The sequence below is a fragment of the Croceibacterium atlanticum genome (assembly GCF_001008165.2).
Classification (GTDB): domain Bacteria; phylum Pseudomonadota; class Alphaproteobacteria; order Sphingomonadales; family Sphingomonadaceae; genus Croceibacterium_C; species Croceibacterium_C atlanticum.
Map to the genome: position 1 here is coordinate 2,632,986 of NZ_CP011452.2, position 16,985 is coordinate 2,649,970.

Annotated in this window: 10 protein-coding genes; 1 reads left to right on the forward strand and 9 read right to left on the reverse strand. The window is 60.5% G+C overall.

Annotated elements, in window-relative coordinates; all coding sequences use genetic code 11:
- Window positions 1–91: 91 nt before the first annotated feature.
- From WYH_RS12470 to WYH_RS16615, 6 genes are all read right to left on the reverse strand, one after another.
- Window positions 92–8,311, reverse strand: coding sequence for a GH36-type glycosyl hydrolase domain-containing protein (locus WYH_RS12470; RefSeq protein ID WP_046904087.1), 8,220 nt, complete (start codon window positions 8,309–8,311; stop codon window positions 92–94).
- Window positions 8,311–9,336: a universal stress protein gene (locus WYH_RS12475; protein WP_165859652.1), complete on the reverse strand. Its 1,026-nt coding sequence runs from the start codon at window positions 9,334–9,336 to the stop codon at window positions 8,311–8,313. The genes WYH_RS12470 and WYH_RS12475 overlap by 1 nt, the downstream gene beginning before the upstream one ends.
- 360 nt (window positions 9,337–9,696) lie before the next feature.
- A complete protein-coding gene (locus tag WYH_RS17390) occupies window positions 9,697–9,918 on the reverse strand; it encodes a YHS domain-containing protein (RefSeq protein WP_082347981.1) in 222 nt (73 codons plus the stop codon).
- On the reverse strand, window positions 9,885–11,000 hold the full coding sequence (locus WYH_RS16610) for an NAD(P)/FAD-dependent oxidoreductase (RefSeq protein ID WP_082347982.1): 1,116 nt from the start codon (window positions 10,998–11,000) through the stop codon (window positions 9,885–9,887). The genes WYH_RS17390 and WYH_RS16610 overlap by 34 nt, the downstream gene beginning before the upstream one ends.
- A 52-nt stretch (window positions 11,001–11,052) precedes the next feature.
- On the reverse strand, window positions 11,053–11,706 hold the full coding sequence (locus WYH_RS12490) for a methyltransferase family protein (RefSeq protein ID WP_046904092.1): 654 nt from the start codon (window positions 11,704–11,706) through the stop codon (window positions 11,053–11,055).
- A gap of 2 nt (window positions 11,707–11,708) precedes the next feature.
- Window positions 11,709–11,984: a DUF2933 domain-containing protein gene (locus tag WYH_RS16615; protein WP_244877919.1), complete on the reverse strand. Its 276-nt coding sequence runs from the start codon at window positions 11,982–11,984 to the stop codon at window positions 11,709–11,711.
- A gap of 255 nt (window positions 11,985–12,239) precedes the next feature.
- On the opposite strand from WYH_RS16615, the gene WYH_RS12500 reads away from it, so the two are divergent.
- Entirely contained in the window at window positions 12,240–13,613 is a 1,374-nt protein-coding gene (locus WYH_RS12500) for a class I SAM-dependent methyltransferase (RefSeq protein ID WP_082347983.1), read from the forward strand.
- A gap of 260 nt (window positions 13,614–13,873) precedes the next feature.
- On the opposite strand, the gene WYH_RS12505 is transcribed toward WYH_RS12500, so the two are convergent.
- From WYH_RS12505 to WYH_RS12515, 3 genes are all read right to left on the reverse strand, one after another.
- Window positions 13,874–14,617, reverse strand: a complete 744-nt coding sequence (locus WYH_RS12505; protein ID WP_046904094.1) for a Bax inhibitor-1/YccA family protein — start codon at window positions 14,615–14,617, stop codon at window positions 13,874–13,876.
- A gap of 48 nt (window positions 14,618–14,665) precedes the next feature.
- The gene (locus WYH_RS12510; RefSeq protein WP_046905153.1) at window positions 14,666–15,193 is read right to left on the reverse strand and encodes a hypothetical protein; all 528 of its coding nucleotides are present in this window, start codon (window positions 15,191–15,193) and stop codon (window positions 14,666–14,668) included.
- 138 nt (window positions 15,194–15,331) lie between these two features.
- Window positions 15,332–16,966 carry an alpha-D-glucose phosphate-specific phosphoglucomutase gene (locus WYH_RS12515; RefSeq protein ID WP_046904095.1) on the reverse strand — a complete coding sequence of 545 codons (1,635 nt, stop codon included), beginning with the start codon at window positions 16,964–16,966 and terminating at the stop codon, window positions 15,332–15,334.
- Window positions 16,967–16,985 lie beyond the last annotated feature (19 nt).

The following is a 16,985-nucleotide window of genomic DNA, read 5'->3' on the forward strand; positions in this document are numbered from 1 at the left end:
CGGCAGACTTCGCGTCGCGCATCTTTGCCAAACACCCCGCCAGGATTTTCACGCGCTGGGAGGAGCGTTTGAATAGCTCCGGGCGGAATTCTCAGGCGGGGGAGGGGTGTTGTACATTGCGTCCAACAATGCGGACCCGAAGTTCGACTGTTTCGCCATTCTTCGGGAGTACAATCGCATTCCCGGCATGAGTTTTGCCATCAACGGTGAGTTCGACGTCAGCGCAGCCAAGCCCTTGCGGATCTTCGACTTTCACTGACACCAACCCGCCACCAACGCGCAGTGTCGCGCTGAAGCCGCCCCAGTTGGGCGGGATACAGGGATTGACGATGAGTTGGCCATCGATCTGTTGCAACCCCAGGATGCTTTTTGTGGCGAGCTGCCATGCCCAGCCAGCGGCCCCAGTATACCAGCTCCAGCCCCCTCTGCCCGTATGTTGCTTGCCCGCAGATATGTCTCCGGCGACGGCGTAGGGCTCCAGGCGATAATGCTCGGCCTTGGCGTGATCGTCAGAGCGACGGACGGGGTTGATCATGTTGAACAGGGCAAAGGCCTTCTCGGGGTCCTTCACCCGCGCAAAGGCCATGCCCAGCCACGCGGTCGCATGCGAATACTGACCCCCATTTTCGCGAATTCCCGGGGGATAGGCCTTTATGTAACCGGGATCGATCAAGCCTTCGTCAAACGCGGGCCAGAGCAGCCTGGCCAACTGGTCTTCCTGCGAAACAAGCATATCCCATGCGGACTGGAGAGCCTCGCTCACGCGCTCTTGATCAGCCGAGGCAAAGGCCGCCCATGACTGCGCGATCGAATCGATCCGGCAATCGTCGCTTTCTGCCGAGCCGATGGGCCGCCCGTCATCATCGAACGCGCGCAAGTACCATGAGCCATCCCAGGCGCTTTCTTCCGCGCGCCGTCTTATCTCGGATGCCCGTTCTTCCCATTCTTTCGCCTCGTGCATCCGACCGGTCCGGCGGCAGATGTCGGCGAAGCCTTGCGCTGTGACCGTGATAAACCATGCCAACCAGACGCTTTCGCCATGGCCCTTCGCGCCGAGGCGGTCCATTCCATCATTCCAGTCCCCGGCGCCGATCAGCGGCAGTCCATGGGCCCCGACTGCCAGAGCGCGGTGCAGTGCGCGCTCGCAGTGCTCGAACAGCGAGCCGCGCCACTCGGTCGCATCGAATTGCGCATATCGATTGGCTTCGTCGGGGGCGAGTTCATCGGCATCGAGGAACGCGACTTCCTCGTCGAGGATATCAAGGTCACCGGTCGTCGTGACATAGATGCCGACAACATAAGGCAACCAGAGTAAATCGTCGGAAAAACGCGTTCGCACGCCGCGATCAGCAGGGGGGTGCCACCAGTGCAGAACATCGCCCTCTACGAATTGATGCTGCGCGCTTTCGAGGATGTGCGCGCGAGCGAGCGCCGGCGCGGTGTGGAGAAGCGCAAGAACGTCCTGCAATTGATCGCGAAAGCCGAAGGCCCCGCTCGACTGATAGAATCCCGTGCGCGCGAGAACACGGGACGACAGCGTCTGGTAGAGCAGCCAGCGGTTGACCATGACGTCGAAAGCAGGGTCCGGGGTTGAGACTTGAAGGGCGCCGAGTGTCTCATCCCAGAAATTCTCCAGCGCTATCATTGCCGTCTCTGCCTCGTCTGGCTCACGCCAGCGCTGGGCGAGTTCCATGGCCGCATGGTGGCCTAGCCCTTGGCCGAGCACGAACAGGATTTCTTCTTCCTCGCCCGGGCCAAGATCGAGGTGTATCTGATAGGCTCCGCATGTATCGCCGCCCGCGCATACGCTGTTGGTTAGACCCCATCGCCGAAGCGCCGCGGGATCCGCCGGGTCCCCACCCCTGCCGATGAATTCGCCGCGGTCGGTCGTGAAGCCGTGCGGTGGGCGGTTTGCCGTGAGAAACGCCACCTGTCCGGCAAAATCGCTGTTCCAGCGGTTCGTTGCCGTGATGGTCTGCGTCTCGGTGTCAAAGTCGCAGACTATGTGCGGGCGTGCGATACTGGGAAGAGAGCCGAGCAGCCACTCGGCATAATAGGTTGCGGTTACGCGCCGGTGCCGGTCTTCGCAGTTGCGGATCCGCAGCCGAACGATCTTCACCGATGCATCAAGCGGTACGAACATTGTGAGCTGATGGGCCAAGCCGGCGAACCGTTTTGACCATTTGGTGTAACCCGCGCCATGCCTGACTTCGCAGGCAGCGGCATCGCCAACAGGAGCAGGCGTTATGGTCCATACCTCGCCAGTTTCCTCATCACGCAGGTAGAGTGTTTCGGAGGGACGGTCCGTGACCGGGTCGTTCGACCATGTTGTGAGACGGTTCTCGCCGCTGTTTATTGCCCAAGTATATCCCCCGCCGGCTTCGCTTACGAGCGCGCCGAAGTCACGGTTGGCGAGAATGTTGCACCACGGAGCAGGCGTCGCCTGCCCGGGTTCGACGAAGATGACATATTCGCGGCCATCCGCCGTGAACCCACCCAGACCATTGTCGTAGAGAAGGTTCGCTGAACGTTCGAGCGGTGTCATCGAGGGATGCTGCGCAGCCCTTGTTGCAGAAAACAGCGGCAAGCGGTTTGGCACATCGTGCGCTTCTTCCAGCTGTTCCTGCAAACTCCCCCGCGCGTCGTCGAGGGTGACACGCGCCGTGCTCTCCAGAAGGCGCACCCGATCCGCACCGATCTGATCCGCGAAAACGATATGCACGCCGCCCTTGCGTCCAAGCAGCTCCGGCATCTTCGCGCGTTGCAGCGCCTCCCTGAGCTGGTCGAGCACCGGTTCGATGTAAGCTGAGCCGGCAAGCTGGAGGATCACCAGATCCACCTCTAGTCCGTGCCGCCGCCACAATCGATGGGCGGCGAGGAGGACGGGCAGCAGGGTCGTGGTCTCACCGGCAGACCGCAGCAGAAGGATGGGGTAATCGCCGGACACGCCCATCCCCCACAAATCCGCTTGTCCGAGACTGTTCTCGTTCTTGATCGTCCGCGCGCTCGATGGGGCGTTCTGCGGATAGATGAGAGCCGAAGCGAGCTGCTGCACGACGGGCAGGTGTTCGGCTTCGATGTTCATGTGAACCAGGGAGCGTGCATTTTCGGTTGCCGTATCGTGGAGCGCCCATTCGATCGAATCGAGAGACGAATGACGCTCGGCCAGCTCGACGGCGGATTCGCGCGACGCGGCTGCGACTGTCAGGAAACAGATTTCCCTAATCTCGAACGGCTCCAGGTCGATGAGGTGTTGAAGAGCCATGACCGGGTCCAGGGTCCACCCTTGGGTGTTCTGCACGGCTTCGGTCGCTCCTGTTGGGGAGCGCAGGCTTTCATGACGCCTGATGAAGGCGCGCCGGTCGGTTTCGAAGCGGGCATTGCGAACCGGTCCCCCGCCATCGACCGCAAAATGAAGGAGCACCGGCGGCGTGTCCTGTGGCGCGCGCGCGCGGCGCTCGAACAGCAGACCACCAAGCGATGGGACATGCTCGCTCTTGATAAACAGTTTGCTGAATGCCGGGTGCCGCTCGTCCTCGAGCGGCTCGCCGAGCACGATCTCGGCATAGGTCGTCACGCGAAGCTTGCGGTGACGGGAACTCTCGTTGATGAGCCGCAAGCGCCGCACCTCGATGTCGCTTCCGGCAAGAACGCCAATCTCGAGACGCGATACAACGCCTTGATCGCGCCGGCGAATTACTGCCTGGTGCGCATGGCATGTGACCTCGTACTCTTCCGCTTCGGACCCGGTTGGTTCGAGCGTCGCCGACCATAGCCGTCCGGTGTCTTCATCGGCGATGTAGATCCAGTAACCGTCCGCGTCGTGAGTGGCGTCGGCCACGAAGCGTGTCAGCGCCCGGTGATGCCAGCGCAGTCCGCCGCTACCGCTATCAGAGAGCCACGTCGATAAAGGCCCGTTTCCAAGCAGGAGCATTTGCGGCACGGATGCTTCGCGCCTGGGTTGCCATGACGCAGGCAGAGTGACGGGCGTTCCCCGAACCATGGAAATCGTAGGGTCGGCAAGCCTGTCAATTTCTGGTGGAATCTCGCGTGGCACCCGTTCGCTCAACAACAACATCGTGGGCCGCATTCGTGGATCTTCGGCGAAACGGCTAGCGAACCGGTCTGAGAACAGCGCATTGACGATCGCCGACAGGAGCATGCCTTGGTGGTGTGCCATATAAGCATTAACGGTCCGGGGACCGCTGCCCGGGGACCGCTCAGGCGTGAAGTCGAGCGCTTCGACCAGGCCATATCGACCGCTGCCGCCCGATCGTGTCAGCAGCCTGAGGTTCGCTACTGCCTTCTTTGGTGCAACTGCCAGTGCAAGCGCAGTTGCGTAAGGCGCGACAACCATGTCCCGCGAGAGGCCCCGTTTCAAGCCAAGTTCGGGAACGCCGAACCCTTGATACCTGTAACGGTGTTCAGGATCGCGAGCGGAATATGCCGATTCCGAGATACCCCAGGGAACGCTCTGGGCTCGCCCGTAGCGCTCCTGGACGTCGACCACCATCCGCTCGCTCTCGCCCAGCAGCGTGCCGGTGTCCGGCTTGAGCAGCAGGCGCGGCATAAGATATTCGAACATCGAGCCGTTCCAGGAGATCAGCATCGCTCCACCCTCGACGCGCCGTAACGGGCGGCCCAGATGGAACCAGTGTTCTGGCGGAACATCGCCTTTTGCGATGGCGAAAAAGCTCGCTAGCCGTGCCTCGGAAGCGAGGAGGTCATAATAATGTGTATCGGGACGTCCCAGACTGACATTGATGCCAATGCGCAGGAGGCGCCGGTGCTCGTCATAGAGCGGCGCAAACTCCATTGAATAGGCCATCTCGATTGCTTGGTCTGCGAGGCTGGACAGTTGGTCAGCCGGGATACCGCCGTTCCCCAGGTCCCGGCACATCGAACGTATCTGGTACTGCAACCGATCGACGAGCACCTCGATGTCGACCAGATGGTTCGGCGCTGCCTTTTCGGACTGCTCGCCCAGACCAAGCGCTGCCTCCATCTCCGGGATCAATACCTCGCAGATATCCTGCAGGCCGGCCATCCAGTGGGCACGGTCTTCCTCGACACCCTCCAGGCGCGACCTTAGCTGGGTGATCCAACGAGGAAGCGCTGCATCCTCAGAGTTTTGCGCGACTTGTTCGATCAGATCGATCACATCGATCAGGCCGCGCCAGCGTTGCTCCTCCATACCTTCCGCACGCCGCGCCTCACGCAAGGAAGCAGCGTAGGCGAGCAGGGCCGCCGCGAGATTGCCGCTGTCCACCGTCGAGACATATCGAGGTTCCAGCGACGCGAGCGTTCTTGTGTCGTACCAATTGTAGAAATGTCCTCGATATCGTTCCAGGCGATCGAGCGTGGCGAAAAGGTTCGCCGTCCGCGCCGCGAGTTCCGAACGGCCGATGTAACCGAGGTCCCAGGCTGCGGCTGTCGATAGCATCAACATGCCGATATTCGTCGGTGACGTGCGCTGCGCGATTTCTGCATGCGGAGCGCCCTGGTAGTTGTCCGGGGGGAGCCAATTGTCTTCCGGACCAGCGAAGGTCTCGAAGAAGAGCCAGGTCCGCCTCGCCAGGCCCCGCAGGAAGCGCCGGTCATCCTCGGCAAGCGGTTCCGCATCTTCGCGGCGTTCGCGGGCCATCGCCCAAGTGATTTCCGGCGCGGCGATCCAAAGAATGAGCAGCGGAAGGGATGCGGCCAAAGCGTCAGGTTTGATGGCGGCAAGAAGCGCCGCGAGAGCGACCGAAATAGTCGGTCCCAACCACATCTTGCGCCATATGACACCTCGCGCTCGGTTCGAGCGGAGGTCGGTGGCGGAGTGCGCGGCGCTTGTCCATTCGAGGAGGTTGCGCCGGCTTGCAAAAAGCCTCCAGAGCGTGACCGCGATCGCACGCACCGACAATATGGCGTCATCGAGCAGATAGACGACGGCCAGAAACCAGCGGCCGGCCTGATCGCGCAATTGCGGCCCCAGGCTACGCGATGTCCCACGCCGCCGTCCTGTCGCCAATCCGGTCACCAGATCGGTGAATACTTGACCTGCTGGCATGAAGAAGGCGAGCAGACTCCAGAACCATGCTTGCCCCGGCAAAATATACCAACCCGAGACCACCAGTAAGATCGTTGCCGGGGCAACCAGGCTACGCCTCAGATTGTCAATAATTTTCCATCGGTCGATGGCGGCGATCGGATTTGGGGATCTTGTGCCATCTGATCGCCTCACCTTGCCTGCCAGCCATGGCAGGAGCTGCCAGTCCCCGCGGATCCAGCGATGCGCGCGCCGCGCATATTCGAGGTAGTTTCCGGGAAAGCCTTCGAACAGGACGATATCGCTGGCCAGACCAACCCGGCCATGGACACCTTCGAAGAGGTCATGGCTGAGAATGGAATTTTCGGGCACGCGCCCGGCAACGCTGCGGTGGAAAGCATGAAGGTCGTAAATGCCCTTACCGACAAAAATTCCCGCGCCAAACAGGTCCTGATAGACGTTCGAGACAGCCCGGCTGTAGATGTCGATTGACGTATCGCCGGCAAAGAGCCGTGCGAACAGCGTTCGCGATCCACTCTGGGGCGAAATCTCCACCCGAGGCTGGATGATCGTATAGCCTCCAAGCAACGTTCCAGTGTCCGGATCGAACTTGGCCTGGTTTAGTGGATGGGCAAGCGTGCCGACGAGCTTTCGCACAGTGCCTGTAGGCAAGGTGGTGTCCGCATCGAGAGTGACGACGAAGCGAATATTGCGGGGTATTTCGCGCGAGCCGACATGTCGATGGAATGCTCCACCATCGCCTTCGATGAGCATGTGATTGAGCTGCTCAAGCTTTCCGCGCTTGCGCTCCCATGCGAGCCAGCACCCTTGTGCTTCACAATATTGTCGAGGGCGCATCAGCAGGTGAAACGGCTCGCTTCCCTCGCTGCGATAGCGAGTGTTGAGCTCGAGAATCTCCCTTTCTAGTGCCTGCTCGATTTGCTTGTCCCCGGCAGTGCTTTCGCTCGCCGCGTCGGCGAGATCGGCCAAGAGCACTACGTCCACCATCGGCTCGCCGTTCGAAAGCCAGTGGTTCTCCAGCTTTTCGATCAGGAAAGGCACTTCGTCCTCGCGGGCGATCACGACCGGGACCGCAATCAGCGTAGCGCAGTCCTCCGGCAGCCCGTCACCAAAGTCGAGTTTGAAAAGAACTCGCGGTGGCAAGAGACGCGTGATCGACCAATGCAAGAAAGTGATCGCGACAACCGAGGCGGGAATGAGCGACAAGGACAAGCCGGCGAACCATCCCGTCGCGCCTGCGTCAGCGGCGTCGAGATATATCGCTGGCAGCAATAGGGCCCAGACAAGGAGCCCGATGAGCGAAACGAAGTAGACCGGGCCAGGATGGCGCAAGGCATAGTCCAGAAGCCGAACCCGAGCCGGGAATACCGCTCCCGTCTGTTGCCGGAATGCCCGGCGTCCTTCACCGGCGAGCCAGAATCCGACGTGATGAGATCGGTCGTCAGGCAAAGCGGCGCGGCTTGCTTGGATCGCCTCGAGTGCGACATCGGTCTCGGATAAATCGCCATATTCCGCCAGTTCTTCAACCGCGCGGCGATAGCGATCGCGGCTATCGAAATCCATCTGCCCGTAATATCCGGATGGGTCGTTTCGCAAGATCTGTTCTACCGGACTTACGTCGTCGAACAAATCCTCCCACGAGATGGCATCAAGGGTACTGAGATTGGCGATCGCGCGTGCGACCCGTTCATTTGCTTCCAGTGCATGCGCCTCGCCTGCCCATGAGGTGGTCGCGACGGGCACGTCGAGCTGATCGCACAGCAGGGTCGACAGGGTCTCCACGAGGATCTCGACGCAAGCGATGCGAAGCATGGCCGGGAACGCCCAGAGTTCTCCGATGCGGAGCGGCGCCGTGCGCTGATAAGCGATCAGGAACCGGCTCAGGGCCGATGCCGAAACCTGCATTCGGCTCAGTTCGAGAAAACGGTGCGCGAGCACGAAGGCACGCGGGAAGCCAATGGTTTCTTCACCCTCGAGGGCTGGCAGTTTGCTATAGAAGCCGGTCGGCAGATCCTGTTTGATCTGCCTCAGCGCGCGGTGGACCACATAGTCATTGTCGAGCAACCATTCCGCCGCCTTGCTGGCTTCGGCCCCAGCCTTGGCGCATGCCAGGCAAGCCGCACGCAGCCACTCGAGGATGGCATCGGTTCCCGTGCGAGCGGGAATCTCTTGCGCTGCTTGCGGGGATATCCGGTCCTCCTCGGCAAACTGGATTGCAGCATGATCGAGCGCCGAGAAATCGCGATTAATGTCCGACATCAGCTGGCGAATTCAGTTTCCGCAGCGAGGGCCTCGAACATGAAGCCAGAGCGGCCCGGTTTGGCCAATGGAATCCGAAGGTCCGGTTGGACGATGAATGTCGGGCAGGGCGCACTTTTCGCCAGAGCGCCGGCGACACTTCCGTAGGGCGCGCTGGCAAGGTTGGTCTGGCCATGGGAAGCGACCACAACAAGGTCGATTTCGAGGCGGGATGCGATCAGATTGAGCCGCTCGCACGTTTCGCTGTCGGTTCCGAAATACACGGTAGCGTCGATGCCTTGCCGCAGGAGCCTCAACTTCCATGTTTCGAGATAGTTGCGGGCGCGCGCGGAGGTATTGCTCCTATCGGAACCGGCCTGTGTTTCGAGTGAGGGCAACTCGGCGGTTGGAGAAACAATGTGCGCCAGGATCACTTGCGCTTCTAGCGACTGGGCAAGCCTTGTGACAACCGGCAGCACGCTCTCGGAATTGGGCGATCCATCAAGCGGCACCAGAAGTCTGCGGTACTCGGCCGAACATTTCCTTTCGCGTCCCGAAGGAAGTAGAAGCATGGATGCTGCGCCGCTTGTCAGCAGCCGGTCGGCGGTGGTGCCCAGGCCTGAATGTGGACCTCGCCCGCTATGCCGCGCGAGGACGAGGACCGACCCGCGATGACCCTCCGCCCAGTCTATCAGCCGTTCATGGGCGGTCCCCGGGAGAACAACGGGCAGCACATCCGAGACCGTCTCGCTTGCCTCCCCAATAAGCTCGCCTATGCCGTCGCGGCATTCGGTGAAGCGCAGGTTCCACTCGATCGGGTCGGCAGGAAGAACCCCATGCGGGGCCGTTTCAACGATCTGGGCAAAGCCAAGCTGCAGGTCGAGAGCTTTCGCGATTGCGCGCGCGTGCCGTGTCACTTCGAGGCGGTTCATGTCTTCGTCCAGACAAGCAAGAATTTGCGGCGCTTGGCTAGAAAAGCGGGTGCGTTCGTCTCCAACCGGCGACCTCAGCACCGTGCTGGCACGTGATCGGGTATTCGTCGACATGGCAGTACGCTCCGGCATCATCGTTTCGCCCAGGCAATCATGCCTGGTGCCCCCGCGAATGGATTTTATGGCACATCGGCCATCAGACGCAGGAAGCACCGGCATGGTCTCACCAGCCTCATGCAGGGCAGCGAGACTTCTTCTCGAAAGCCGGCCGATCGGGGAAGGCCGACATATACTTGGACGCGAGCGGCACTGATCAATTACACCCGCACCATTGGTTCGCGTGCGGTCTCGCGTTCCAAGATCGAACCGGGATTATCGATCGGTGGAGGCTCTGGCCCGGCGGGGCATCTTGCTCACCAGACTGCGCGCAAGGGTCGATGCGCATTCGCCTCCAAGCGAAGAGGCTCTGCCCTGTCAGGGCTGCGCAATGTGCGCCGGCGGCCCGCCTTGCTGCCGATCAATGTATTTCTCGGGGCGCTGATCGAAGCGCCGCACGCACTGAGCCGAGCAGAAGAAATAAGACCATCCCAAAAATTCGCGGTGGGCCTCGACGGTCTCTAGCGGAATGCTACGCTGGCATACTGGATCGGTCACCTGCATCGTCAGAACGCCGTTCCATGTTCGCACCACACGCATGTGCAGTCCTGATGGTCGCAACTTGGGTCATGTAAGCCCCTGCGCAGGCGACGTTCTGCAGCGGGGAAGAGCATAGCGTGGAGAGATGATGCCGCATACAGCTTGTGCAGCCTCTCTCCCGTATTGGCTTGCATCAGTTTCGCTGTCACCCAATGGCGTCCTGTCGTTCCGATGCTGTTGAAGACAAAACGATTGACGAAGCCCGCCTTCATTCTCGGTAAAAGCAAACGGCGCCACAATTGCTCATAGCTTCGATTTTCGAGGATGCTTTGTGCAGCGAGCGCGCCCGAAGTGATTGAATAGCGTAAACCAAACCCCGCAAGGGCATCTTGGAAACCAGCATGCTCGCCCGCAACCGGATGGCGCCCCTGGACTGCGCTTCTTGGGAGTCGCAGATTTCCATAACCGCCGAAGGCTTGTTCGTTACGCATCACGAGCCCGACTTTCTCCCGGAAGAAATCACAGGTTCGCTCGACAAATTCCTGTTGCCGTTTGAAGCCGCTAAAAAGACACGCTGCGATAGTCCCGCGGCCTTGATGGACGAGGAGATAGGCATAGCCTCGCGGTGCCAAACGGTCGTCGAAGGCAATGTAAGCTCCATCTTCACACTCGGTTTCGAATACATATCCCGAGGCGATAATATCGGCTTTGCGCGGTCCCCCGGCGAGGATCGTTTCTCCCTCGGTTTCGCGAACGCGACTCCCGAAATGGACCCGCACACCAAGCGCCTCTGCCTGCTTGAGGAGCCCATACTCGAGGCTTTGCACCGATCCGCCGCGCTCAACGAGATAATAGAGTGGGCGGCGCGCTGAAATCTCGTGCCGCCGTCCGCGCGCATCGAAACCCGTGCCTGTCCGGACTGGATGGGCCAGGAAGTTGATATCGATCCCCCAGCTTTGGAGTTCGCACAGCGTATCCTCGTCGCAGCTCCAGTTTTCAAGGCCCTGGAAATCGCCGTGAAACCGCGCCCCGACGTGGCGGTGCCATTCGTGAAGCTCGACATCCCTTCCGCCTTTGGCGAGCACGATCGCCGCGGCGAGACCCGCCGGACCTGCGCCGACCACTGTAACGGCTGCGCTCATTAGGTCAGGTCAGTCGCGAACCGCGCCCCGGCAGGAATGGAGCAAGTTATTGTCACCTCCCTGGCTTGGCGGAGACGAGCGTGCGAAACTTCGGGAAAAACCGGGGAACGCGTGCTGCGTACTGACGATAGCGTTCGCCGAACTCGGCGAGTGCCTCTCGCTCCTCCCGCAGCGACAGCCGCCAGTACATGAGGAGGAGGATCGGGAACATGGCCAGCGTAAGTATGGTCGGCCACTGAACCAGAAAGCCCAGCATGATGAGGACGAAACCGACATATTGCGGGTGGCGGATGCGAGCATAAGGTCCTTCGGTTGCAAGTGCCCCCCCCTTCTGTGCCTGATAGAGCACGCGCCACGCGGCCGACAAAAGGATGAAACCACCTCCGATCAATCCAAAACTGAGGAGGTGGAACGGACCGAAATGCGGATTGCCGCGCCAGCCAAACAGCATTTCGAGCAAATGACCGGAATCGTGCGCGAACCAGTCAACCGACGGATAATTGCTCTGCAGCCATCCGGACAGGAAGTAGATGGTAAGCGGGAAGCCGTACATCTCGGTGAAAAGCGCCACGAGAAAGGCGCTGAACGCCCCAAAGGAGCGCCAATCGCGGCCCGATTTCGGCTTGAAAAAGCTGAACGCAAAAAGAATGAAGATCGCCGAGTTGAAGGCGACCAATATCCAAAGTCCGTATGCGGAATCGTGCATCGTCAGCGCACTCCTCTTTCGTTGCCCGGCCGGTCATTAGCCGCATAGCGGGAGGCAGTTTTCTTGGACGCGCTATCGGTTGTCTGGTCATGTGCGCCATGGTGCCCGGAAGGTGGTGTATCGGCCTGGCCATGCCCGCCGTGTCCGCCATGCCCACCGTGCATGAAGAGGTGGATGCCCACGCAAAACGCCAGGATCAATCCGAGCAGATAATAGTCGCCGGGGATATGGGCCTGATGCTCGAACAGCAGCAGAAACCCGGCGGCGAGAAGAAACACGATCACCGTTATTCCCGCGCGCGTTCCAAAAAATGGCCGATCCGGACCACTTGTCCCCTTTCGCATAGTTATTCCTCAATCGCAGCGCCGCGCCTCGTTTGGCGGCGCTTCAAGAAGTAGACGCAGAGGCGGCCGCGTTCTTACAGGGAGGCTTTCTTGTGGTGCCCGAAACCACCCACGCCGGACTTGGAAGTGTAAGTTGATCACCGACCGCTCGTCTTTGGGAACACAATCATTCAATACCTGAGAGGCGGTATGACCCAGAGACAACGAGGAAAATCAGCGCGTCACGAACTTGGTCTGCGTGCATTGAAGCCGGCCTTGCGCGCCGTCGTGAAGGCTGGTCGACTTACAGTCATCGGTGCTCACGCGACGCGACTGGTCATCGATTCGGGTGCACCAGGACCCTCGGTTGCGATCAAGCTTCATAGCGCTGCGCTGCCGTTCAAGCTTCTCTCGCGCCCCTCGCTTGCGCTCGGCGAGGCCTATATGGATGGGTCCCTCACTGTGGAGGACGGATCCATTCGCGATCTCCTTGCAATTGTTACTTCCGGGCTCGACGGACTTGATGAATTGCCGATCGAACGCCTCCGCGCACCGCTCGCGCGCATAGCCACCCGTCTCACAGGCAACCGGCGCCGTAAAGCGGCCAGAAACGTCGCGCGTCATTACGACCTTTCGAACGAGTTCTATGCACTCTTCCTCGACGAAGACTGGCAATACTCGTGTGCCTATTTTTGCGAAGGTTGTTCCTCGCTAGAGGACGCTCAAGCCGCAAAGCGCTCCCATATTGGTCAAAAGCTGATGGTAGGTGAAGGCATGAGCGTCCTTGACATTGGCTGTGGCTGGGGCGGCCTCGCGATCGAATTGGCAAAGCAGGGCGCGGCCGAAGTGTTAGGCATCAGCCTTTCGCAAGAGCAACTGACGCTGGCGCGCCAGCGCGCCGAGGAGGCTGGGTTTGCAGAAGAGGCGCGGTTCGATTTCTGCGACTACCGCGACCTTCAGGGTGAATTCGACCGTATCGTTTCCGTCGGGATGTTCGAACATGTCGGCCCTGCCAGCTACGGGTCCTTTTTCAGAGCCATCGAAGAGCATCTTGCTCCGGATGGGGTCGCCGTCGTCCACTCGATCGGGAGAATGGCTCCCCCGGGCGGAAAGGATCCCTGGGTCGACAAGTACATCTTTCCCGGCGGCTACATCCCGTCGCTGTCAGAGACCCTGTCCGTCGTCGAGCGCATGGGCCTGTGGGTTACCGATATCGAGATCCTGAGGCTGCACTATGCGGAAACGCTGGCGCATTGGTACGAGCGCTTTCAATCGCGCCGCGAAAAGGCGCTCGAACTCTTCGACGAGCGCTTCTGCCGGATGTGGGAGTATTATCTCGCCGCCTGCGAAATGATGTTTCGCAATGGCAATCTTATGGTTTTCCAGCTCCAGCTTGCGCACAAGCGGGACGCGGTCCCGCTGACGCGTGAATATCTCTACGCCCCACGCGATCAAAGCGTCGTGCCGCGCGATGCAGGCGGGAACCATTTGCGCTGCAGCTGCTCAGCTCGCTCGCGTTTGCTTGGGACGTCGAACTCCGAAGGGGTTCCACCGATGCGCTACGATGGTTCGTCGACCAGCTGAGGTTGAACGGCAGAACAAAGGCACGTCCGGTAAGAGTCGAGCCGCTTGTGAGGGTGCAATTCGCAAGCGGTTGCGAAGCACAGCATCTGCGGTGCTGCCAGCGATGCGAAATTAATTGCTGATCGAAAGCATTTGTACGACCCGTCTGCGTAGTATCGCCGAGCCAACGGTTCGAAACGAACCCACGCTTCGGATCGCGCCCATCCGTGCCGTGCCTGTTCTGGCATTTGAACTGCTCGCACGAGCCGCGGCCGATTGCCTCAGCGGCGCTCTCCCATCAGGCGAAGCAGGAACAGGAACAGATTGATGAAATCGAGATAGAGCGTCAGGGCGCCCAGTACGATGGCCTTGCCGCGAAACTCGGTCTGCCCGACCTGGAAATAGATGTTTCTGATCTTCTGCGTGTCATAGGCAGTCAGGCCCGCGAAGATAAGCACGCCCAGACCGCTGACAATCAGGTCCATTGTCGAGGATTGGAGGAACATATTGACGACCAGGGCAACGAGCAGGCCGACAACCCCCATGATCAAAAAGGCGCCCCAGGCCGATAGATCTTTCTTGGTTGTATATCCCCACAGGCTCAGGCCGCCAAAGGCAGAGGCGGCGGCGAAAAAGGTCCGGGCGATGCTCACCCCGGTATAGGCGAGGAATACGGTCGATAGCGACACGCCCATGAGTGCCGCATAGCTCCAGAACAGCGTTTTCGCGGTCCTTTCCGAGAAACGATTGATCCCAAATCCCAAGGCAAAGACAATGGCCAGGGGTGCAAAGATGGCGATCCAGCCCAGCACCGTTGGCGCGCCGGTAGCGGAAAAGAAGATCTCGCGAATGCTGGCGGTATTCGCGACCCAAAGTCCGACGATACCGGTAAGAAGCAATCCGCTCGTCATGTAATTATAGACGCCGAGCATGTATGATCGCAGCCCCGCGTCAAACGTCCCCGAGGGAACCGATTGAGGGGTAGAGGCGCGATCAAAGCTTGTCGCGGATCGGTGGTCTTCCATAAGTAGAATTCCCTTTCTTGCGCGGATCGGCACCTCGCGGCCCGATCGTTAGTCGTGGGTATAGGTAAAGTGCGCCGTGACGGCGGGGACCCGGTGCATTCTTGGCGGCGTATTCTTGGACGGGGAGGATTGCATATGCGGGGGGCGTTCGACCTCGATCCCGATCCGGTATTTGATGCCGCGTTGGAATGTCGTGAAACCACCGAAAGTGAGCGCGCCGGCGACGGTCATGGGTTCCAGACGGATCGTTCGCTGCAAACCGCCGGGCTCGGTGATATGCGCCCTGACCTTCGCATCGGTTATCCGGGCGCCGGAAGCCTCGTCGAAAACGGCCGCAACGATATGCATGCTGTGCGAACCGGCGGGCACGCCGCCGTGCATCCTCGCTTCGGGGTGGCTCTTGGCGTGGCCGCGCACTGTCGCGGCAGGCACCACGCCCAGATACATCATTAACCCGTCCGCGGTCCTGACACCATCGACCACCCCTGCGTGACTGTTGGTCGGCGCCATGACCGCTGCGAACATACCTGCCGCTGCAACCAGCGCGATTGCTGATCGAATCTGTTTCGAAATCATATCGGGCTCCATCTGCGTGAAAAGTAAGACGCATGGGGAGAACGGAAATTACATCGCGCGGACGAGCGGCATCGACACTGCGGGGTCCGGAAAACGCGGTATCGCTCTTGCCCGCCTGCGCCAAGACGCGCTTGGGTCTCATGTTACAAGCGATGGACGTTCGCGCCCGAGGCGTGCCGGAATTTCGGCCAGACTGCCTGCGGCAAACGAAAGGTCGTTCAGTACTTTTCGGGCGTCTTTATCGTGCAACCACGCACGGGCCTCATACCGCTCCAGATAAATCCGCAATGTCGCACCCCCCGTTCCCGTGCCGGAGAGGCGGTAGACGATGCGAGAGCCGTCTTCGAGCAGGACCCTGATGCCCTGGCGTTCGGCCACGCTGCGGTCGACCGGATCGGTATAGCTGAAATCGTCGGCCATGCTGACGATCGACCCGGCGAGCCGCTTGCCCGCCATGTCGCCGACCTGATCGCGCAAGGCGTCCATCAGCGAGTTCGCCGCGGCGGCGTCCACAGCTTCATAGTCGTGCCGCGCATAGAAATGACGCCCGTAGCGATCCCAATGATCCTTAATGATGCGGTGTACAGGCATGCCGCGAACGGCGATGATCGTGAGCCAGAACAACACCGCCCACAGGCCGTCCTTTTCCCGGACATGGTCGGACCCGGCCCCGAAACTTTCTTCGCCGCACAGCGTGATCCTGCCGGCGTCGAGCAGATTGCCGAAAAACTTCCACCCGGTCGGCGTTTCGAAACAGGGAACGCCGAGCTCTTGCGCGACACGGTCGAGCGCGCGGCTCGTCGGCATGGAGCGCGCGACGCCGGCGAGACCGCCGCTGTAGCCCGGGACGACATGCGCATTTGCCGCTAGCACGGCGAGACTGTCGCTTGGCGTCACGAATATTTTGCGACCCAGGATCATGTTGCGATCCCCGTCGCCATCCGAGGCGGCAGCAAAATTCACGGCGTCCTGCCCGAACATGAAGTCGACCAGGTTCCGGCTCCGCCCAAGATTTGGGTCCGGTTTCGCCCCGCCAAAATCCGGCAAGGGCTTTCCATTGATGACGGTTCCGACCGGCGCCCCGAGGCGCTCCTCGAGGATTGCTCGCGCATAAGGTCCGGTGATCGCGTGCATCGCGTCGAACCGCATTTTGAAACTGGTGCTCGTCAGCAATTCGGCGAGGCGCTCGAAATCGAACAGCGTCTCCATAAGTTCCGCGTAGTCCGACACCGGATCCACCACCTCGACCTCGGTCTCGCCAAGCGAGACCTTACCCAATCGATCGATGTCGATGTCGGGCTCGTCCACCAAGCGATAGGCGACTATCCGTTTGCTACGCGCGTAGATGGCCCGCGACAGAGTTTCCGAGGCAGGCCCTCCGTTCGCGGAGTTGTATTTGATCCCGAAATCACCTTCGGGTCCACCGGGATTATGGCTGGCCGAGAAGATCAAACCGCCACTTGCACCGCGCTTTCGGATAAGATGGGAAGCTGCCGGCGTGGACAGCAGGCCTGCTCGGCCAACGACGAGATGCTTGTAGCCATTCGCGGCCGCCATCCTGCTGGCTGTCTGGATAGCCTCGCGATTGAAGAAGCGGCCGTCTCCGCCGATGACAAGCGTCCGGTTCGCGCCTCCGCCGACCGTCTCAAAAATCGCCTGCAGGTAGTTCTCGAGATAATGCGGCTGCCTGAATATAGCCACCGGTTTTCGGAGCCCCGAAGTGCCTGGACGTTGATCATCGTAGGGGCGCGCGGGCATGGTCAGGACGTTCATCTGCGATCCTTGTAAAGCG